The sequence below is a fragment of the Achromobacter sp. 18P8.1.1 genome (genome assembly GCF_057799415.1).
This window is the reverse complement of record NZ_JBYOKH010000039.1, coordinates 25255-45043: the sequence shown is the minus strand read 5'-3', so window position 1 is coordinate 45043 and position 19789 is coordinate 25255. Positions and strand designations below refer to the sequence as shown.

Genomic DNA, 19789 nt, shown 5'->3' with positions numbered 1-19789 from the left:
GCGAGCAAGATTGATTGAAAACATGCACAAGTCCCAGGTCACTATTGTGAGGGGAGCTGCCCCCAGAATGCGTTCACACTGCGTCGTTCTGCGTCGCCAGGCTAGGCTCCAAATCAGGCTGGAGATGAGCTTAGAGCCTGCCGCCAGGGGGTGACGCGCGGGCGAGTCTTTTCTCGCACATTTAGCGCGCAGGCGTGGAGGGGGGAAGACTGCGCGCCAAGGGGTCCGCGCGCCAGCTTCTTCGCCCACATTTCGCGCGCGACGCCTTCGAAGTCATCGGCCGCGGCCGCCCGAATGGCGTGCTTGTTCTGCTTGCGTTCTGCCATCGGATCCACGCCGGCCGCCAACTGCGCGCGCGCGGCGGCGTGCTTCTCGCGTGCCAACTTGGCGGACACCTCCGGGTACACCCCGAAGGCCATCGTTCTGTCTTTCTCGGCATATCGCTAGTTGTAACGCCAGTACCGAGTACCGTCAGACTTAACCAGAATGTGTAGCCCACCGCCGTCGGCCATCTTGTACGGCTTATCCCGCCCCTTTGCGGCGCGGATTGCGGTGTCTGTCAGCTTGGCGAGCGTGGCCATATCTCCCCTATGAAAACGGGTACTTTTTACGGGAAATGGCCCATCAGGGCCGCGATACCCGGCAAAGTACCCGAAATAGGGGGTTGCTTCCAGTGGTGCTTACTTGGCAAACCTGGGCAAGAAAAAACCCGCACAGCTAATGCTGGTGCGGGTTTCAGGGCATTGCTGGGCAATACCGGTACGAATCTTGGCGGACAGAGGGGGATTCGAACCCCCGATACGCTTTTGACGTATACACGCTTTCCAGGCGTGCGCCTTCAACCGCTCGGCCACCTGTCCTAATTGCTCACGTCGAAGCGGGTCAGAAACACCACTACGAAATTTGCGAATCCGCGATTCTAGCAGAATCTGAACGACCACCACAAGTCGCCAAAGAAAAAGGGACGCACTGGGCGTCCCCTTTGCCTTGCCCCGCCCTCAGGTGGAGGCTGGCGCCTCTTGCTCGCGATACGAACTGATGGTGCCGTCCGGCTCGGTTTCTTCCAGCCGCACCTTGAAGCCCCACAGGCGCGCCAAGTGCTTCATCACCTGCTCGGCATCGTCGCCGGCCAGCGGCCGGCCGCGGCTCTTCAGATGGCGCAGCACGAGCGACCGGTCGGAGTCGCGGTTGAAGCGCACCACCTGGATATCCGGCACCTGGTTGTCGCGGTTGTGCTGCGCGGCCAGCAGGCGGCGGATGTCGCGGTAGCCTTCGTCGTTGTGGATGGCGGCCACTTCCAGCTTCGGATTGGCCTGATGGTCCGAAATCGCGAAGAAGCGAAATTCGCGGATCAGGCGCGGCGACAGGTATTGCGAGATAAAGGACTCATCCTTGAAGTTGCGCATGGCGAAGTCCAGCGTCTTGCCCCAGTCGCTGCCGGCAATGTCCGGGAACCACTTGCGGTCCTCGGGCGTGGGGGCCTCGCAGATGCGGCGGATGTCCGACATCATCGCAAAGCCCAGTGCATAGGGGTTGATGCCGCCATAGCCGCGCTCGTCAAAGCCGCGTTGGCTGACGACGTTGGTGTGGCTTTGCAGGAACTCCATCATGAAGCCGTCGTCCACCAGGCCCTTCTCGTGCAGGCGGTTCAGGATGGTGTAGTGCCAGAACGTAGCCCAGCCTTCGTTCATGACCTTGGTCTGTGACTGCGGATAGAAGTACTGGGCGACCTTGCGCACGATGCGCACCAGTTCCTTCTGCCATGGAGCAAGCTTGGGCGAATACTTCTCGATGAAGTACAGCAGGTTCTCTTCGGGCTCGGGCGGGAACACCGAAGCCTCGGCGCGCGTGTCCTTGTCGGCTTCCAGGCGCGGCAAGGTACGCCACAAGTCGTTGTATTGCAGCCGGGCGTGCTCCTGGCGTTCGGCCTGGCGCGCGGCCTCGCCCTTGAACGACATGGGCGTCGGGCGCTTGTAGCGGTCGACCCCGTGGTGCGACAGCGCGTGGCACGAGTCCAGCAGCGCCTCCACCGCATCGATGCCGTAGCGGTCTTCGCAGGACATCACGTACTTGCGCGCGAACACCAGGTAGTCCAGCACGCCGTCCGCGTCCGTCCATTGGCGGAACAGGTAGTTGCCCTTGAAGAAGGAGTTGTGGCCATAGCACGCATGCGCGATCACCAGCGCCTGCATCGTCATGGAATTCTCTTCCATGAGGTAGGCGATGCAAGGGTTGGAGTTGATGACGATCTCGTACGCCAGCCCCTGCATGCCGCGGCGGTAGTATTGCTCGTTGCGGATGAATTCCTTGCCGTACGACCAATGCGGATAGCCGATGGGCAGGCCCGCCGACGCATAGGCGTCCAGCATCTGTTCCGAGGTGATCACCTCGATCTGGTTCGGATAAGTGTCCAGCCCGAATTCCGCCGCGACCTTGGAGATCGCTTCGTCATAGGACTGGATCAGTTCGAACGTCCATTCGGAACCTTGGGAAATCGGCCGCGCGCCGCTGGCCGATGCCGGCTCCACGAGAGCACCCACGATGGCATTCATGCGGTTTCCTTCTTGAACAGGTCATGGAACACGGGGAAGATCTCGCCGCGGTCGCAGATGCGCCGCATGACGAAATGCGGCTCCAGCTTCTGTTCATACTCCGCCCACAGGCTGCTCTTGCGAGCCTCTTGCGAGTCGGGGATTTCGATATAGGCGAAATAACGGGTCGACGGCAGCAGATGCTCGGCCAGGAAGCGCGCGCTCTTGCCGGCGTCGGCGCCGAACGAATCGCCATCGCTGGCTTGCGCCGCGTAAACGTTCCAGGCCGCGGGCGGATAGCGCTTTTCCAGGATCTCGCGCATCAGCTCCAGCGCGGACAGCACGATGGTGCCGCCGCTCTTGGGGTCGTAGAAGAACGTCTGCTCGTCGACTTCCTCGGCGTTGTCCGTGTGGCGGATGAAGACCAGGTCCACGTGCTCGTACTTGCGCGACAAGAACAGGTACAGCAGCGTGAAGAAGCGCTTGGCCAGGTCCTTCTTGCCTTCGTCCATGGAACCGGACACGTCCATCAGGCAGAACATGACCGCGCGCGCCATCGGAATGGCGACCGACACCCGGTTGCGGTAGCGCAGGTCCAGGTCGTCCAGGAACGGCACGCGGGCAAGGCGCTCGCGGCAGTCCTCGACGTCCTGTTCCAGCGTGCGGATCTCGGTGGCGGGCGCACCCGCCGCACGGGCCTTGGCCAGCGCCTCTTCGGCGTCTTCAAGATCGGCGCGCGCCTTCACGTTCAGCGCCACCCGCCGCGCCAAGGACGACTTGAGCGTGCGGCTGATGCTCAACATGCTGGGCGAACCGGTCGTGGTGTAGCCCGCGCGCTGCCATTTCTTCTGGCTGACTTCACCCAGCTGGTTGCGCGCCAGATGCGGCAGTTCCAGATCCTCGAAGAACAGGTTCAGGAATTCGGCCCGCGACAGGCTGAAGGTGAACTGGTCTACCGATTCGCCTTCGCCGGGCTCGGACCCGCCCTCGCCTTGCCCGCCCTGCGGCCGGTCGATGGTGTCGCCCTTGGCAAATTCACGATTGCCGGGGTGCACCATCTCGCGGTCGCCGCCCGATCCGTGCCGGAACGTCGGCTCGGAAATATCTCGGGCGGGCAGGTTGATCTCTCCGCCTTGATCCATATCCTGAATCGAGCGGTCACGGATCATCCCGTGAACCGCCTTGCGGATCTGGTCCTTGTAGCGCCGCAAAAAGCGCTCACGATTGACGGCGCTTTTATTGCGCCCGTTAAGACGGCGATCGATCAGTGAATTCATGATTCACCTCGCTCAGGAAGACTTCCTCACACGGAGATACCACTCGCACAGCAGTCGGACCTGCTTTTCCGTGTAACCCTTTTCAACCATCCGATCCACGAAGCTCTGATGCTTGGACTTGTCCTCGGCTGACGCCTTGGCGTTGAACGAAATCACCGGCAGCAGATCTTCCGTGTTCGAGAACATCTTCTTCTCGATCACTTCGCGCAGCTTTTCATAGCTGGTCCACGTCGGGTTGCGGCCATTGTTGTTGGCGCGCGCCCGCAGCACGAAGTTCACGATCTCGTTGCGGAAGTCCTTCGGGTTGGCGATGCCCGCCGGCTTTTCGATCTTCTCCAGTTCGTCGTTCAAGGCGCTGCGGTCGAAGCTTTCGCCCGTTTCCGGATCGCGGAACTCTTCGTCCTGGATCCAGCAATCGGCAAACGTCACGTAGCGGTCGAAGATGTTCTGACCGTACTCGGAGTACGACTCCAGGTACGCGGTCTGGATTTCCTTGCCGATGAATTCCGCATAACGCGGCGCCAGGAAGCCCTTGATGAACTCCAGATAGCGCCGGCGGATTTCCTCGGGGTAGTCCTCGCGCCCGATCCGTTGCTCCAGCACATACATCAGGTGCACCGGGTTGGCGGCCACTTCCGTCTGGTCGTAGTTAAAGACGCTGGACAGGATCTTGTACGCGAAACGCGTGGAGACCCCGTTCATGCCTTCGTCCGTGCCGGCGTAGTCCTTGTATTCCTGCAAGGCCTTGGCCTTCGGGTCCACGTCCTTCAGACTTTCGCCGTCGTAGACGCGCAGCTTCGAATAGATGCTGGAGTTCTCGGGTTCCTTCAGGCGGGTCAGCACCGAGAACTGCGCCATCATGTCCAGCGTTCCCGGCGCGCACGGGGCGGCCGACAGCGAGCTGTGATGCAGCAGCTTTTCGTAGATGCGGACTTCTTCGGACACCTGCAAGCAGTAAGGCACCTTGACGATATAGATCCGGTCAAGAAAAGCCTCGTTGTGCTTGTTGTTGCGGAAGGTCTGCCATTCGGACTCGTTCGAGTGGGCCAGGATCGCGCCGTTGAACGGAATCGCGGAGAAGCCCTCCGTGCCCTTGAAGTTGCCTTCCTGGGTTGCCGTCAGCAGCGGATGCAGCATCTTGATCGGGGCCTTGAACATTTCCACGAACTCAAGCAGCCCCTGGTTGGCCAGGCACAGTCCGCCGGAATAGCTGTAGGCGTCCGGATCGTCTTGCGAATGGCGGTCCAGCTTGCGGATGTCGACCTTGCCGACCAGCGACGAGATGTCCTGGTTGTTTTCGTCGCCCGGCTCGGTCTTGGCGATGGCGACCTGGCGCAGCACCGACGGATTCAAGCGCACGACACGGAACTGCGAGATGTCGCCGTCGAATTCCTTCAGGCGCTTGACGGCCCAGGGCGACATGATGCCGCTCAGGTAGCGCCGCGGAATGCCGTATTCCTTTTCAAGCGTGTCGCCGAAGCGTTCCGGATGGAACAGACCCAGGGGCGTTTCGTTGACGGGCGAACCCTTCAAGGCATAGATGGGATAGCTTTCCATCAAGGCCTTGAGCCGTTCCGCGATGGACGACTTGCCGCCGCCCACCGGTCCCAGCAGATAAAGGATTTGCTTGCGCTCTTCCAGCCCCTGTGCGGCATGTTTGAAGAACGCGACGATCTGGCCGATCACGTCCTCCATGCCGTAGAACTCCTGGAACGCCGGATAGCGCCGGATGGTCCGGTTGGAAAACAAACGGGAAAGACGTGGGTCGTTGCGCGTATCCACGATTTCGGGTTCGCCAATCGCCGCCAGCATGCGCTCAGCGGGGCTGGCGTACGCCATGGGATCGCGTTTAGCGAGGTTCAGATATTCCTCAAGGGAAAGCTCTGACTCCTGCTCTTTTGCATACTGCGACTTGAAGCCTTCGACGATGTTTTGCACGGAAACCTCCTACAACACGCGAAAAATTCAGTACGTCCCTACGTGTCCCCATTGTGCCTCAGTGCCTGCGCATTACTAGACAAACTAGCGATAAGCATTGTCGGCCAGGTGTTATGTTGCTTTCGCCACACAGCAACCATGAAGCACGATCGGGGCCCTTTCCATTTAGGCCGCATCCCGCAGATACAAGTTCCGTCAGGGAATGCAACTTACGTGAAGAAGTTATCGGGCATGCCTTCAGCATATTGCTATGGCGAGCACGCTTACCGCGGCCGCACATGAAATGGTCAGCAATCATTTGAAGGGATGAGCGATATCCCGGTGGATTCTTATGATTCGGGCGTAAACCCGATGCGCCCGCTATGCGATGGCAGCGGACGGTCTGAACAGCGCCTTGGCGTCCTTGTTCAGCAGCGTGCCGGTTCGGTCGTGAAAAGCGCCGATATCGCGGCACGGGAATCCGTGGTGACGTGGGCGCGTAGCACCGTGCGGTGAAGGCCGTTAGCACGTAGCGCCAAGTCATGACCCTATGCTAAAGCCAATTGACCGTTTTGTGGCAATTCATTTGACGCATCGGCCAAAATAGTGATGAGGGTTTTCGCCATGAAAAAACCTGTGTGGGAATCGCTCGCAAACTTGATGCGATCGCCATGCCGCATGCGGCGCGGATGCGCTGAGAAAGGCATTTCGCGCGGTTTCAATCGCACAATTAGCAGCCGCGCATGCCGAGTGCTAGTACCCCTTGCGCGAACGCGGATACTTCGCGCGATGGTTGCCGCAGCCAAGCAAACGCGCATCGCCTTCAACGAATAGAATCACGCATCTCGACGCACTCCGCGTTGACCTGAACACGCGATTTTCCGACGCTGCGTCATGTTGCTCCGCTTGCGGCAAGCCTTGGGCCTGATTCTGAACCCTGCGAAAGCGGCGGTTCAACGCGGCGCCGCCATCGGTTTCGCAGCCCTGCTGCTGACGTTAAGCGCTTGCGGAAAGCCCCCGCCCGACCTGTCCAACGATGCTTATGTCTGGCAGCGCCAGTGGACGCCAGCCGTGCAGGAAGCCTTGTCCGGCGGCGCCGACGCCGTGCAGGCGTGGCGCGTGCTGATCGCAGAAATGAGCGCTGACGGCCGATGGTTCGATGCCGCGCCGGACCTGAACGCCCTGGCCGCGGCCCGTCGTCCGGTCGTCATGGTGTGGCGGCTGGATGGCCGGGTCGATGCGTTGAACGCGGAAGGCACGGCGACGCGGATCGCCGCGGCGCGCCAGGCATGGCGCCACGCCGGCATCACGGTGGCGGGCGTTGAAATCGATTACGACTGCGCCACGTCGAAACTGCCGGCTTACCGGGACTTCCTCGCCGCATTGAAACGCCGCCTGGGCCCGGACAGCGCCTTGTCGATCACCGCCCTGCCCACGTGGCTCAACAGCCCCGAACTGGACGCCTTGCTCAAGGTGGCCGATGAATCGGTGCTGCAGGTGCATGCGGTGTTGAACCCCACGCAAGGCCTGTTCGACGCCAAACGCGCGCACGCATGGTTAAGCGCCTTTGCGGACCGCACCCAAAAGCCCTGGCGCGTAGCGTTGCCCACTTACGGCAGCCGTGTCGCCTGGGATGAAGACGGCAACGTGGCGGCCATCGAAAGCGAACGTCCCGCGCTGCAGCCGGGCGGCCGGGCCACGGAGCTTGTCGTGACGCCGGCCGCCATGGCGGCCTTTGTCGACCAGATCCATCAATCCCGCCCGCGGGGCCTGGCCGGCATCGTCTGGTTCCGGCTGCCCACCGCGCGCGACGAACGCGCCTGGAGCCTGGCCACCTGGCGAGCCGTGCTGTTGCGCCAAGCGCTGCAACCCAAGCTGCACGTCGGCGCGCAAGCGATCGCCGATGGCGGCGGCACGCAGGACCTGGTGCTTTCCAATACCGGCAACGCCGACGGCGCGCTTCCCTTCATCGTCCGTTGGAACGGCGTTTGCCGCGGCGCGGACGGCATCAACGGCTACACGCTGGAACGCGACGGCGCGGGGCTCTACCTGCGCCGCGCGCAAGACGGCCTGCTGCGCGCGGGCGGTCAACGCCCTATCGGCTGGATACGCTGTGAAACCCCACCCACCACCTTCCATGTACAACCGTAGATCGATCATCCGCCTGACCTTGTTGGCGTGCGCTGTCGGCGCAGGCATTGCTGTGGCTTGCGGTCCGGACTTTCCGGCGCAGTTGCTGGACGACCGGACCGGCACCTTGAGGAGCACGCCAGCCAACTCCTTCAGCTTCGAGGTGGCGCGCCTGGTTGCGCCCGCCGACGCGCTGCGGGCGCAGGAATCGGCGGCATTGCCCGACGGCAGCTACCGGCAAGACGCCATTCCGGAAGACTTCGACCCCGCGCTCAACGCCGCGCAACGCGCTACCGTCCGTGCGATGCGGGCGATGCCCGACGGCGATCAGGCTTACGCGGCGGGCGATGGCCTGCCCGACGCCATCCGCCTGTACGCCGCCGCAGCGGTCGACATCCGGTCCGCCGCGCCCGCCGATGCCGACGCGGCGCTGGCGCGAGCCCGAGCGCGTTTGCTCGACATCCTGGCGTTGCCCGAACGCCAAGGGGCTGCGCGCAGCGTCTGGGCCGCTTATATGTTGGCTGAAATCGGGGCCGGCGAAACCGGGGACGCGGCAGTCGCCACGCCCAACGGCTCATCCGCCGCGTATGCGCGCGTGCGTCAGCTAGCGCAAAAGGGCGCGCCAGATCCCCTGGGCCTGGCGGTCGCCAGCTACGGCCAGGAGGCCCGCCTGCTGCTCAATGGATCCCTGGGAACGTGCGCGGCCGAGGACTTCCTGGCCGCGACGGCGTGCCCCGACGCCATTGCCACCCCCGCATTGAAACAGGCGATCCGCCTGTATGCGGAGCAGGCGGCGCGCGGTTCAGGCAGCGGCATGGCGTCGCTACGCCTCATCGCAAGCTGGGCGTTGGCGACACCAGTGCGCGCCAGCCGGCTGATCGATGACCCCGTCGCGCAACGGCTGCTGGTCGCCTATGCGCTGGCCAGAGTGGGCGATATCGTGGACGGCAACCCCGACAGCGCGTTCGACATGTTCGCCACGTTCGACCTGAACGGGCAGCGCGGCTACGCCGATGCCGGAGCCGGCGCGGGCAACGTCACGCCCAACCCCGCGCTGCAAGCACTGGCGACGGCGCTGGCCAAACAAGACGTGAGCCGCATCCAGGACGCCGATCGCGTGACCGCGCTGGCCTATCGCGTGGGCCGCTACGATCTGGCGCAAGGCCTGGCCAGCCGGCTCGACACGCCGCTTGCCTGGTGGGTGCGCGCCAAACTGGCGATCCGCCAGGGGGACATGGCCGCGGCGGCGCAAGCCTATGCGCGCGCCGCGAGCGCATTTCCGACCGCCACGGACACCGGTCTTGAAGCCTCGGGCATGGCCCGGCTGAAGGCCGAACAAGGGGTGCTGGCGCTGTCCCGCGGCCAATATATAGAGGCGTTGGACCTGCTGCTGCATGCCTCGCTGCCGGCGGCGGCCGCCGACACCCAGGAAGAAGGCTGGCCGATGTCGCCATACTGGAACGATGCGGCCTATGTCGCGGAACGCGTGTTGACGACGGACGAACTCAAGGCCTATGTAGACCAGCAGGTGCCGGCCTCAGCCGTGCCGCCCGCCCCGGCCGGCTTCGCGCAGTTCGACTACCAGCGCTTCTACGACTGGATGGTGAAGCATCCGATCGCCGATGGGGACCGCCTGCGCGCGCTGCTGGCGCGCCGCCTGATGCGCGAAGGCCGCATGGATCAGGCCCTGGCCTACTTCCCGCAAGACGCCGACGCCCGCTTCGCCACCCTGGCGTATGACGCCGCCGGAGCGTGGCGCGTCACGCCGGCCAGCAGCCATCGGCACGCCGTCCAATACACGGCCGCCCTGCAACAAGCCGGCAGCGCCTGGGGCCGCACGGCGCGGGCAGAAGCCTGGTTCAAGGCCGCGCAACTGGCCCGTCGCCATGGCCTGGAAATCATGGGCTACGAGCAGGATCCCGACTTTGCGGTGTACGACGGCAACTACACCTATGGCGCAGGCCGCAGCCCGGAACCGTGGCGTCAAAGCGCGGATGGCGGCAATCAACCACCCCAAGACACGCCGGCGCAGCGTGCGGAGGCGGCCCTGCCCGGGCCGCTGGTGACACCCGAAGAACGCATGCGCTTCGCCGCCAGCGAAGCCAAGCCGTATGCGCGCTTCCACTATCGGCAGGTCGCAACCGACCATGCGCTGCAATCGGCGGCGCTGCTGCCGAACCGTTCACAGGCGTTCGCCGCCGTGCTTTGCCAAGGCACCCGCTACATCATCGACGACTCGCCCGAACGCGCCCAGGCGGTGTACCAGCGTTATGTAGAGCAAGGCGCCCAGGTACCTTTCAGCGCGACGTTCGGGCGGGAGTGCCCCGCACCGGACTTCCAGGCGGCGGCCTGGTTCCATTACACGCAGGCGTGGAAGGCATGGGAACGCTTGCGCCGCGATCACGGCGGGCTGCTGCTGGCCGCCGGGCTGCTGATGATTATCGCGGGCGCCGCCTGCGTCTTCGCATGGCGCCAGTGCGCGGCGCCCCGCCGGCCGCAGGCGAACGGACGAACTTAGGCGAGCGCGGGCAGCGCCACGCGCTGCATCAATTGCCGCCAGGTGCCAGGCACCCTGGCGCGCAAGCGCATGTCGGCGCCCAGCCGCGCGGCGTCGATGAATTCGTAGCGCTGGGCGGCGTCCAGGTGTTCCAGCATGGGCAGGCGCACCATGCCCGCCGCATCGCCCAGCAGGACGGGCGCCAGATACAGCAGCAGTTCATCCACGCAGCCCGCGGCAACCAGCGCGCCCGACAGGCCCGCCCCCGCCTCCACATGGACTTCGTTGAACTGCTCCTGGGCGAACCAGCGCATCATGGCCGGCAGGTCCACGCGATCCGGCGCTTGGGCCGGCAGCACCACCACGCGCGCGTTCTTGTCGGCCAGGCGGGCTGCCTTGGCCGCGTCTTGGCGGGCGGTGAAGACGATCACTTCGGCGCCATCGAACAGGCGGGCGCCCTCCGGGATCTCGAAACGGCCATCCACCACTGCCTTGCGCGGCTGGCACGGCGTGTCCACCCCACGCACATTGAGTTGCGGATCGTCCTTCAGCACGGTGCCCATGCCCGTAAGCACCACGCAGCTGCGCGCGCGCCAATGGTGACCATCGGCGCGGGCCTCGGGGCCGGTGATCCATTGCGACATGCCGTTATGCAGCGCGCTGCGGCCATCCAGCGACGCCGCCATCTTCATCCACACCCAGGGCAGCCCCCGGCTCATGCGCGAGATGAAACCCGCGTTGACCGCCAGCGCTTCCTCGGCGCACACCCCCGTCACGACCTCGATGCCCGCCTCGCGCAAGCGCGCCAGGCCTTGTCCGTTGACGAGCGGATTCGGGTCCCCGATGGCCACGACCACCCGCGCCGGGCGGGCCGCCAGCACGGCGTCCACGCAGGGCGGCGTGCGGCCGAAATGGCTGCAGGGCTCCAGCGTGACGTACATCGTGGCGCCCTCAACCGATTCATTACGGTGCTGGGCGTCGCGCAGCGCGCAGATTTCGGCGTGCGGACCGCCGGGCGGTTGGGTCGCGCCTTCGCCCAGCACACGCCCGTCGCGCACGATGACGCAGCCGACCCGAGGGTTGGGCGCCGTGGTGAACAGCACGCGGTCTGCCAGCGCCAGGGCGCGTCGCATCCAGTAGATATCGTCGGGGGGGCTTACGGTCGTCATGGCAGGAATTGTATGTCCGTCGCGGCGCCTGCGGGCGCATCCCGCCCCTGCTGGAAGGGGTATGCTCTCAGCATGTCCGTTTTGGGCCGTCAGGCGTCTTTCAACGATCTCGCGCACGGCGGGAGTCCGCAGCAGAATGGCGTCGTACCCCCTGAAATCCTTGGCCTGGAGCCCGGAACATGAAACAAGCGCTGATCGTCATCGACGTACAAGAATCTTTCCGGCACCGTCCGTTTTGGGACGAAACCGAGTACCCGGCCTTCCTGGAGCAAATCCAGGGTTTGATCGATTCGGCCGCCGCCCAGGGGATTCCCGTGCTGCAGGTGTTCCACGTCAGCAAGTCCAGCGACCCGGCCAATCCGTTCTCACTGGCCTCGGGCCACGTCAAGACGCTGCAGGAACTGCGTGTGGCGCCCACCGCCGTGTTCCACAAGACGGTGCATTCCTCGCTGTACGCCGAAAGCGCGGACGGCCGCTCCTTGCATGACTGGCTGTGGGAAAACGGCATCGAAGGCATCATCGTCAGCGGCATCCGCACTGAACAATGCTGCGAAACCACGTCGCGCCACGCCAGCGACGCGGGCTTCAAGGTGGTCTTCCCCACCGACGCCACCCTGACGTTCGCCATGCAAAGCCCGTCCGGCAAGCACTACACGCCGGCCGAGATCCGCGACCATACCGAGTTGGTGCTGCAAGGCCGGTTTGCACGCGTCACGCGCGCCGCCGACGCGCTGGCGGCCTGACCCGGACAAGGAAAGCGCCATGATCCCCGTGTACTTCGTGCTGTCGCGGGGCATCGTCCTGCTGGACCTGGCCGGTCCCGCAGAAGCCTTCCGCGTGGCCAACAAGCTTTGCCCCGGCACGTTCGAGCAGCATTTCTGCGGCCCTTCCGAAGCCGTGGAAAGCGGCATCGCGGGCCTGCACCTTGCCCACATCCAGCCGCTACCGGCCGTCTTGCCCGCGCACGCGCTGGTCATCATTTCGGGCGTGGTGGGCCAGCCCACACGGCTGGACGGCCCGGACGCCCACGCCGTCATCGATTGGCTGGCGGTGCGCCACCCGGCGGACGGCTTCACGCTGATGACCGTTTGCGCAGGCGCCCTGTTCGCCGCCGCGGCCGGCTTGACCCGGCAACGCGACTGCACCACCCACCACTCCTGCCTGGCGCAGTTGGCGGACATCGACCCGACCGCCCGCGTGCACGACAACCGGATCTTCGTCGAAGACGGCAACCTGGTCAGCAGCGCCGGCATCACGGCCGGCATCGACCTGGCGCTGCACATGGTGTCGCGCCACTGCGGGCCGCGCGTCGCCAGCGAGGTGGCGCGCGACATGGTGGTCTATCAGCGCCGCGCCGGCACGGATTCCACGCTGTCGCCGTGGCTGGAGCACCGCAGCCATATGCATCCGGGTGTGCACCGCGTGCAGGACGCCGTCGTGCGCAACCCCGCCGCACCGTGGTCCGCGCAGTCGCTGGCGGACCAGGCGCACACCAGCGCCCGCCACCTGACGCGGCTGTTCCGCGAGCACGCCGGCTGCACGCCGATGGACTACCTGTATCAGATACGCGTCGCGCTGGCGCGCGACCTGCTGCGCGAAACCCGGCTGGACCTGGAGCGCGTGGCGGAAAAATCCGGCTTCGGCTCGGCCCAGCACATGCGCCGCGTCTGGCGCAAATTCCAGCCGCAGACGCCCAGCCTGGCGCGTTCGGCGACCTTGCAATAACGGCGCCGAAGCGCCGTCTATCGTCCTGCCGCACCTCGCCGGGCGCTATTCCTTGCGCAGCTTGCCCGGCAGCAAGGGCCCCTGCATTTCGCGGATGGCCTCGACGAATTCGCCGATGTCCTCGAAGCTCTTGTAGACCGACGCAAAGCGCACGTAGGCCACCTTGTCCAGCTTGCGCAGCTCGGTCATGACCAGTTCGCCGATGTGTTCGCTGGGCACTTCGCGCAGGCCGCTTGCCAGCAACTGTTCTTCGATGCGCGCCACGGCCGCATCCACATCCTCGGTGCTGACGGGGCGCTTGCGCAGCGCCAGGCTCAGGCTGGCGCGCAGTTTGGCGGGATCGTACTCGCTGCGGCTGCCGTTGCGTTTCACAATGGAAGGCAGGGCCAGCTCCACCCGCTCATAGGTGGTGAACCGCTTGTCACAGGACAGGCAGCGGCGGCGACGACGGATCGCGTCGCCCTCTTCCGAGACGCGGCTGTCGACGACCTGTGTTTCGGCATTGCCGCAAAATGGACACCGCATGTGTGTTCCCTAAAGGCACGGATAGCAATAATTGAGCATATTGTAACGATGCGCCCCGCGGGAAGCGCCAATACGGCTTATTCGTCCCCAATACTACGGACAGCCGGCTCGAGGATAGCGCCTGCCGCCCGGAAAGCAAAGGGACGGCGCCTTGCGGGGCCGTCCCTTTGGTCTGGCCCCTGCGGCGGATAGCCTGGGGGCCGGGGAAGTGCTGCTTACTGCTTGCCGTAGACCGGCAGGCGCGACGTCAGTTCGTTGACGCGGGCGCGTACAGCGGCGATGTTGGCTTCGTCACGCGGATTGTCCAACACGTCGGCGATCAGGTTGGCAGTCAGTTCGGCTTCGGCTTCCGTGAAACCGCGGGTGGTCATGGCCGGCGTGCCCAGGCGGATGCCGCTGGTCACGAAAGGCTTTTCCGGGTCGTTCGGGATGGCGTTCTTGTTGACCGTGATGTGGGCCTGGCCCAGCACGGCTTCCGCTTCCTTGCCCGTGATGCCCTTGGCACGCAGGTCCACCAGCATGACGTGGCTTTCGGTACGGCCGGAGACGATACGCAGGCCGCGCTTGACCAGCGTGTCCGCCAGCACCTTCGCGTTCTTGACCACTTGCTGCGCGTAATCCTTGAAGCCGGGTTCCAGCGCTTCCTTGAACGCCACGGCCTTGCCGGCGATGACGTGCATCAGCGGACCGCCCTGGATGCCGGGGAAGATCGCCGAGTTGATGATCTTCTCGTGCTCGGCCTTCATCATGATGACGCCGCCGCGCGGGCCGCGCAGCGACTTGTGCGTCGTGGACGTGACGAAGTCGGCGTGGGGCACCGGATTGGGGTAGGCGCCGCCGGCGACCAGACCCGCGTAGTGGGCGATATCGACCATGAACAGCGCGCCGTTTTCACGGGCGATGCGGGCCATGCGTTCGAAATCGATGTGCAGGGCGTAGGCCGATGCACCCGCGACGATCAGCTTGGGCTTGTGTTCGCGGGCCAGTTGCTCGACTTGCTCGTAGTTCAGGACTTCGTTTTCGTCCAGGCCGTACGAGATGAAGTTGTACAGCTTGCCCGATGCGTTGACCGACGCGCCGTGCGTCAAGTGGCCGCCTTCGGCCAGGCTCATGCCCAGCACGGTGTCGCCCGGCTTCAGCACGGCCATGTACACGCCCTGGTTGGCCTGCGAACCCGAGTTGGGCTGCACGTTGGCGGCTTCGGCGCCGAAAATCTGCTTGAGGCGGTCGATGGCCAGCTGTTCGACCACGTCCACGTACTCGCAACCGCCGTAGTAGCGCTTGCCCGGATAGCCTTCGGCGTACTTGTTCGTGAGCTGCGTGCCCTGGGCTTCCATGACGGCCGGGCTGGCGTAGTTCTCCGAAGCGATCAGCTCGATGTGCTGCTCTTGGCGAACGTCTTCCTTCTGGATGGCGGCCCAAACGTCCGGGTCAGCCTTGGACAAGGTGAGGTTGCGGTCAAACATGACGGGGGATTCCTGAGGCGGTAAGAGAGGAGAAAGCCGTGTCGGGTGGGTAAACCCGAAGAATGCTGAATAGTTTACCGCGTCAGGCGGATTCAATTGCCGCCAACATGGGGGCAAGCGAGGCAAAATACCGGCGATGGGCACGAAAACCACGCTAACGCGTCGTGCCCGGAAACCGCTCTCAACCCGACTTGAGAAACTTTCATGCAAAGCGCCACCCTCATAACCTACTCGCTAGTAGCTGCCGCCAGCGTCATCAGTCCGGGCCCCGCCACCATGCTTGCCATCCGCAACGGCGCGGCGGGCGGCGTGCGCGCCGTCGTGCCGTCCACGCTGGGCAATGTCACCGGGTTGTTCCTGCTGTCGGCCGCGGCCATGCTTGGCCTGGGCGTAGTGCTGCAATCTTCGGCACTGCTCTTCACGGCGCTGAAGATTGCAGGCGCCGCCTACCTGATCTATGTCGGCCTGCGCCACCTGCTGGGCCGCGCCCACATCGCGCCGCCCGAGGACGCCGCCATCGCCGCCCCGCCGCGCCGGCCGGGCCGGCTTTACCTGGAAGCCACGTTTGTGGCCGCCATGAATCCCAAGCCCATCCTGTTCTTCACCGCGCTGTTTCCGCAATTCCTGAACGCGCACGAGCCGCTGCTGCCGCAGTTCTTCATCCTGACCGGCATCTTCATGGCCATGTCGCTGGTGTCGCTGCTCACCTACGGCGCCCTCGCCCGCCGCGCCCGCCGACTGCTGCGCCAACCGCGCATCGTGGTCTGGCTGAACCGCCTGGTCGGCTCGATCTTCGTCGCCTTCGGACTGGCGCTGCTGCGCCTGAAGCGTTCGACCGCCTGACGGACGGTGGGTGGGGAACGCAAAAAAAGGGCCGCAATCGCGGCCCTCTTTACGCAGCGTCAGCGGCTGGCGCTACGCCTCGGTCGCACCGATCTGCTTGGGCGCCAGTTTCGGATTGAGCGTGTAGGTGCCCGTCACCGAGGCGTGGGCCAGCACGTGCTTCTGCATGGCGCGCAGTGCGTCCTCGCCGGTGAAAGAGCCGTTCAGGTTCAGGCTGTGCACGTCCAACGCATACAGCGTGAAGACGTAGCGGTGCACGATCGAATCGTTCCAGGGCGGGCACGGGCCGTCATAGCCGAAATAGTCCCCGCTCATGTCGTGGTCATTGGCGAACCACGAGGAATACGAATTGATGCCCTGGCGCGCATCCATCGGCGCCAAAGGACCGCCCTTGCCGCGCGGCGTGATGCCGTTGGAGAAGGCGCCTTCATCGATTTCGCGCAGATCGGCCGACAGGTCCACCAGCACCCAGTGGAAGAAATCCACGCGGGGCAGGTCGGCCGGAACTTCGCGGCCTTCCTGGTTGACGTCGTCAGGCCGCGACGGCACGTCCGGATCGTGGCAGATCAACGCAAACGACTGCGTTCCCGGCGGGACGTCGTCCCACGAAAACTGCGGGTTGTAGTTGTCTGCCAGCGCGACGTGCGATTGCGCATCGATCTTGCCGAAGGCGTAGCGCTCCGGAATCGACTCGTGATCGGAAAAAGACAAACTCGAAAGTTTCATGTCGTGCTCCTTGAAGTGCCGCAGGGGCGTACCGCCCCTGCCTGTACCCTCAGCGTATCAAAACTTCGCAATCATGGGTTCAAGTTAACACGCGCGAACTTGCGCTTGCCCACCTGGACGACGTAAGTCCCCGCGGGCAATTGCAACGATTTATCCTCGACTCGATCGCCGTTGACGCGCACGCCGCCCTGCTCCACATTGCGCTGCGCCTCGGAACCCGATGCAACCAGGCCCGCTTCGCGCAGCAGCTTCAGGATACCCACCGGCGCGCCGCCGATATTCACTTCGGGCATGTCTTCCGGAATGGCGCCGTCGCGAAAGCGTGCTTCAAAGGACGCCAGCGCTTCGTCGGCCGCGCGCGCGGAGTGAAAGCGCGTGATGATTTCCTGAGCCAGCATGACTTTGGCATCACGCGGGTTGCGCCCGCCATCGGTCTCTTGCTTGAGGGCGGCGATCTCTTCCAGCGAACGGAACGACAGCAGTTCGAAGTAACGCCACATCAGCGTGTCCGAAATCGACATGAGCTTGCCGAACATCGAATCGGGCGACTCCGAAATGCCGATGTAGTTGCCCTTGGACTTGGACATCTTCTCTACGCCGTCGGTGCCTACCAGCAGCGGCATCGTCAAGATGCACTGGGGCTCCTGGCCATATTCCTTTTGCAGCTCGCGCCCGACCAGCAGGTTGAACTTCTGATCGGTGCCCCCCAGCTCCAGATCGGACTTCAGCGCCACCGAGTCATAGCCCTGCATCAGCGGATACAGGAATTCGTGAACCGAAATCGGGATGCCGCCCTTGAAGCGCTTGGTAAAGTCCTCGCGTTCCATCATGCGAGCCACGGTGTAGCGCGATGCCAGCTGGATCATGCCGCGTGCGCCCAGCGGATCGCACCATTCGGAGTTGTAACGGATCTCGGTGCGGGCCGGATCCAGCACCAGGCTGGCCTGCGCATAGTAGGTCTTGGCATTGGCCTCGATCTGCTCGCGCGTGAGCGGCGGGCGGGTGCTGTTGCGGCCGCTGGGGTCGCCGATGGTCGACGTGAAATCGCCGATCAGGAAGATGACGTTATGGCCAAGGTCCTGCAGCTGGCGCATCTTGTTCAGCACCACGGTGTGGCCCAGATGGATGTCCGGCGCGGTGGGATCCAGCCCCAGCTTGATGCGCAGGGGCACGCCGGTGGCGCGGCTCTTGGCCAGCTTGCGGGCGAATTCGGACTCGACCAGCAACTCGTCGCAGCCGCGCTTGGCTATACGCAGATCGGCTTCGACTTCGGGAGTGATAGGGGCTTCTGAGGGTGACATGGCAGGGGGACCAACGCGGCTTCAGCCGACAAAAAGGTGTAAAAAGTGACGAAAACTATCGAAAATTCTAGCCGAATCAGCTAGGATACCGCCCAATCATACGCAACTGCTATCTATACGCAGTTCGCAGTTGCGGTTCGGCCTACCACCCGTTGTTCACAAGATGCGCCCTGCGCCAGCAGCCCTTGCCCCCGAATCCGTGGCGCGCAGGGGCCGTTCGTGTTACGCACCCTGCGAGCTCAAGCCACCTGAGAGGGTATCTTCACGATGAATCGTGGCCTCCACGAACTGGCGAGTAGCATCAAGCGCAAAGTTGCTGCCCTGTTTGCGCCCGTTGAGCCCAAGCCCCATCGCTCGGGACTTTTCCGTCGCACTCTTCTCGTCTCCGCTATCGGTCTGTTTGCAGGCGCCGCCGCCCTCGGCATGGTGCAGCAACCCGACCGCACCGAACTCCCCCCGTCCCGCATCATCCAGAGCGTGCTGCCGCTGACCGCCGAGCAAGTCGAAGTCAGCAGTCCCAGCGCCGCGCCGTACATCAGCGAAACCCGCATCCGTGCGGGCGATACGCTGGCTGCCGTGCTGCAACGCCTGGAGCTGGACGCCCCGAACCTGCAGACCTTCCTGACGCACGACGCCAGCGCCCGCAGCATCTACAAGCTGTACCCGGGCCGCTCCGTCCAGGCCGCCACGGACGACCAGGGCAACCTGATCTGGCTGCGTTACATCCACACCCCCGGCAATGAGACCGACGGCCAGGTCGTGACGCGCATGCTGCACGTGGCCCCGTCCGGCGACAGCTACAAGGCCGAGGAAGTCACCGAAAGCACCGACCGTCAGACCCGCGTTGCCGTGGGCACGATCAAGTCGTCGCTGTTCGGCGCCACGGACGCCGCCGGCATCCCGGATTCGGTCACCATGCAGATGGCCGACATCCTCAGCGCCAAGATCGACTTCCTGCGCGACCTGCGCCAGGGCGACCAGTTCCGCGTGGTCTACGAAGTGCGTTCGCACGACGGCCGCTACGCCGGCGCCGGCCGCGTGCTGGCCCTGGAATTCATCAACGGCGGCAAGACCTACAGCGCCGTCTGGTTCAGCCCCGACGAAAAGAGCGGTTCGTACTACGACTTCGACGGCACCAGCCTGCGCGGCGCGTTCCTGCGCACCGCCCTGAAGTTCAGCCGCATCAGCTCGACGTTCGGCATGCGCATGCATCCCATCCACAAGACCTGGACGGGCCACAAGGGCGTGGACTACGCCGCGCCCTCGGGCACGCCGATCCACTCCACTGCGGACGGCACGGTCGAGTTCTCCGGCTGGCAGAACGGCTACGGCAACGTGGTCATCGTGAAGCATCACGGCAAGTACTCCACGCTGTATGCCCACCAAAGCCGCATCGCCGAAGGCATCACCAAGGGCTCGAAGATCTCGCAAGGCCAGTTGCTGGGCTACGTCGGCGCCACCGGCTGGGCCACCGGCCCGCACCTGCACTACGAGTTCCGCGTGGACAACCAGCCGATCGACCCGCTGTCGGTAGACCTGCCGGTCGCCCGTGCCCTGGAACCTGCGGAAGTCCGCGCGTTCAACCAGGCCGTGGGACCGTACAAGCAGCAGATCCAGCTGCTGACCGAGTTCCAGCAGACGCTGCCGGATGCCCTGACCAACGTGGCCAGCCGCTAACCGGC

Annotated in this window: 14 protein-coding genes, 1 tRNA gene and 1 pseudogene; 6 read left to right on the top strand and 10 right to left on the bottom strand. The window is 64.5% G+C overall.

Annotated elements, in window-relative coordinates; genetic code table 11:
* Positions 1–113: 113 nt before the first annotated feature.
* The 5 genes and pseudogenes from AC27VE_RS22070 to AC27VE_RS22050 all read right to left on the bottom strand — a co-directional run bounded on the left by AC27VE_RS22070 (position 114) and on the right by AC27VE_RS22050 (position 5737).
* Positions 114–581: pseudogene (locus AC27VE_RS22070) on the bottom strand (Arm DNA-binding domain-containing protein).
* 188 nt (positions 582–769) lie between these two features.
* Positions 770–860 (bottom strand) — tRNA-Ser (locus AC27VE_RS22065).
* A 138-nt stretch (positions 861–998) separates the two neighbouring features.
* Positions 999–2552, bottom strand: a complete 1554-nt coding sequence (locus AC27VE_RS22060) for a SpoVR family protein (protein ID WP_488704958.1) — start codon at positions 2550–2552, stop codon at positions 999–1001.
* Positions 2549–3808, bottom strand: a complete 1260-nt coding sequence (locus tag AC27VE_RS22055) for a YeaH/YhbH family protein (RefSeq protein WP_488704957.1) — start codon at positions 3806–3808, stop codon at positions 2549–2551. Before AC27VE_RS22055 ends, AC27VE_RS22060 begins: the two co-directional genes overlap by 4 nt.
* A gap of 12 nt (positions 3809–3820) precedes the next feature.
* Positions 3821–5737, bottom strand: a complete 1917-nt coding sequence (locus AC27VE_RS22050; protein WP_377785558.1) for a PrkA family serine protein kinase — start codon at positions 5735–5737, stop codon at positions 3821–3823.
* An 882-nt stretch (positions 5738–6619) separates the two neighbouring features.
* On the opposite strand from AC27VE_RS22050, the gene AC27VE_RS22045 reads away from it, so the two are divergent.
* The gene (locus AC27VE_RS22045; protein ID WP_488704956.1) at positions 6620–7876 is read left to right on the top strand and encodes a DUF3142 domain-containing protein; all 1257 of its coding nucleotides are present in this window, start codon (positions 6620–6622) and stop codon (positions 7874–7876) included.
* A complete protein-coding gene (locus tag AC27VE_RS22040) occupies positions 7863–10373 on the top strand; it encodes a hypothetical protein (RefSeq protein ID WP_488704955.1) in 2511 nt (836 codons plus the stop codon). Before AC27VE_RS22045 ends, AC27VE_RS22040 begins: the two co-directional genes overlap by 14 nt.
* Here AC27VE_RS22040 and ribD read toward each other — a convergent pair.
* Positions 10370–11521: a bifunctional diaminohydroxyphosphoribosylaminopyrimidine deaminase/5-amino-6-(5-phosphoribosylamino)uracil reductase RibD gene (gene ribD, locus AC27VE_RS22035; RefSeq protein ID WP_488704954.1), complete on the bottom strand. Its 1152-nt coding sequence runs from the start codon at positions 11519–11521 to the stop codon at positions 10370–10372. The two genes, AC27VE_RS22040 and ribD, sit on opposite strands and share 4 nt — an antisense overlap.
* Positions 11522–11700: 179 nt before the next feature.
* Here ribD and AC27VE_RS22030 point away from each other — a divergent pair, with 179 nt between their 5' ends.
* The gene (locus AC27VE_RS22030; protein WP_088590308.1) at positions 11701–12264 is read left to right on the top strand and encodes a cysteine hydrolase family protein; all 564 of its coding nucleotides are present in this window, start codon (positions 11701–11703) and stop codon (positions 12262–12264) included.
* A 19-nt stretch (positions 12265–12283) separates the two neighbouring features.
* Positions 12284–13246, top strand: coding sequence for a GlxA family transcriptional regulator (locus AC27VE_RS22025; protein ID WP_315139048.1), 963 nt, complete (start codon positions 12284–12286; stop codon positions 13244–13246).
* Positions 13247–13291: 45 nt separating this feature from the next.
* Here the strand turns inward: AC27VE_RS22025 and nrdR are convergent, their stop codons facing one another.
* The gene (gene nrdR, locus AC27VE_RS22020; protein ID WP_006226702.1) at positions 13292–13771 is read right to left on the bottom strand and encodes a transcriptional regulator NrdR; all 480 of its coding nucleotides are present in this window, start codon (positions 13769–13771) and stop codon (positions 13292–13294) included.
* Between the two features lie 215 nt (positions 13772–13986).
* A complete protein-coding gene (gene glyA, locus AC27VE_RS22015) occupies positions 13987–15237 on the bottom strand; it encodes a serine hydroxymethyltransferase (protein ID WP_488704953.1) in 1251 nt (416 codons plus the stop codon).
* Between the two features lie 204 nt (positions 15238–15441).
* On the opposite strand from glyA, the gene AC27VE_RS22010 reads away from it, so the two are divergent.
* Positions 15442–16080, top strand: a complete 639-nt coding sequence (locus tag AC27VE_RS22010; RefSeq protein ID WP_035213896.1) for a LysE family translocator — start codon at positions 15442–15444, stop codon at positions 16078–16080.
* A 72-nt stretch (positions 16081–16152) separates the two neighbouring features.
* On the opposite strand, the gene AC27VE_RS22005 is transcribed toward AC27VE_RS22010, so the two are convergent.
* Positions 16153–16806, bottom strand: coding sequence for a YbhB/YbcL family Raf kinase inhibitor-like protein (locus AC27VE_RS22005; RefSeq protein WP_088590302.1), 654 nt, complete (start codon positions 16804–16806; stop codon positions 16153–16155).
* A 71-nt stretch (positions 16807–16877) separates the two neighbouring features.
* Positions 16878–18107 carry a tyrosine--tRNA ligase gene (tyrS, locus tag AC27VE_RS22000; RefSeq protein WP_006226698.1) on the bottom strand — a complete coding sequence of 410 codons (1230 nt, stop codon included), beginning with the start codon at positions 18105–18107 and terminating at the stop codon, positions 16878–16880.
* Positions 18108–18374: 267 nt separating this feature from the next.
* Between tyrS and AC27VE_RS21995 the strand changes: the two genes are divergently transcribed.
* Positions 18375–19784: a M23 family metallopeptidase gene (locus tag AC27VE_RS21995; RefSeq protein ID WP_488704952.1), complete on the top strand. Its 1410-nt coding sequence runs from the start codon at positions 18375–18377 to the stop codon at positions 19782–19784.
* The last annotated feature ends 5 nt before the right edge of the window (positions 19785–19789 follow it).

Bases quoted from the DNA above. Each gene is read 5' to 3' on its own strand.
- AC27VE_RS22060 (WP_488704958.1), bottom strand. From the start codon at position 2,552: ATGAATGCCATCGTGGGTGCTCTCGTGGAGCCGGCATCGGCCAGCGGC.
- AC27VE_RS22055 (WP_488704957.1), bottom strand. From the start codon at position 3,808: ATGAATTCACTGATCGATCGCCGTCTTAACGGGCGCAATAAAAGCGCC.
- AC27VE_RS22045 (WP_488704956.1), top strand. From the start codon at position 6,620: ATGTTGCTCCGCTTGCGGCAAGCCTTGGGCCTGATTCTGAACCCTGCG.
- AC27VE_RS22040 (WP_488704955.1), top strand. From the start codon at position 7,863: ATGTACAACCGTAGATCGATCATCCGCCTGACCTTGTTGGCGTGCGCT.
- ribD (WP_488704954.1), bottom strand. From the start codon at position 11,521: ATGACGACCGTAAGCCCCCCCGACGATATCTACTGGATGCGACGCGCC.
- AC27VE_RS22030 (WP_088590308.1), top strand. From the start codon at position 11,701: ATGAAACAAGCGCTGATCGTCATCGACGTACAAGAATCTTTCCGGCAC.
- AC27VE_RS22025 (WP_315139048.1), top strand. From the start codon at position 12,284: ATGATCCCCGTGTACTTCGTGCTGTCGCGGGGCATCGTCCTGCTGGAC.
- nrdR (WP_006226702.1), bottom strand. From the start codon at position 13,771: ATGCGGTGTCCATTTTGCGGCAATGCCGAAACACAGGTCGTCGACAGC.
- glyA (WP_488704953.1), bottom strand. From the start codon at position 15,237: ATGTTTGACCGCAACCTCACCTTGTCCAAGGCTGACCCGGACGTTTGG.
- AC27VE_RS22010 (WP_035213896.1), top strand. From the start codon at position 15,442: ATGCAAAGCGCCACCCTCATAACCTACTCGCTAGTAGCTGCCGCCAGC.
- AC27VE_RS22005 (WP_088590302.1), bottom strand. From the start codon at position 16,806: ATGAAACTTTCGAGTTTGTCTTTTTCCGATCACGAGTCGATTCCGGAG.
- tyrS (WP_006226698.1), bottom strand. From the start codon at position 18,107: ATGTCACCCTCAGAAGCCCCTATCACTCCCGAAGTCGAAGCCGATCTG.
- AC27VE_RS21995 (WP_488704952.1), top strand. From the start codon at position 18,375: ATGAATCGTGGCCTCCACGAACTGGCGAGTAGCATCAAGCGCAAAGTT.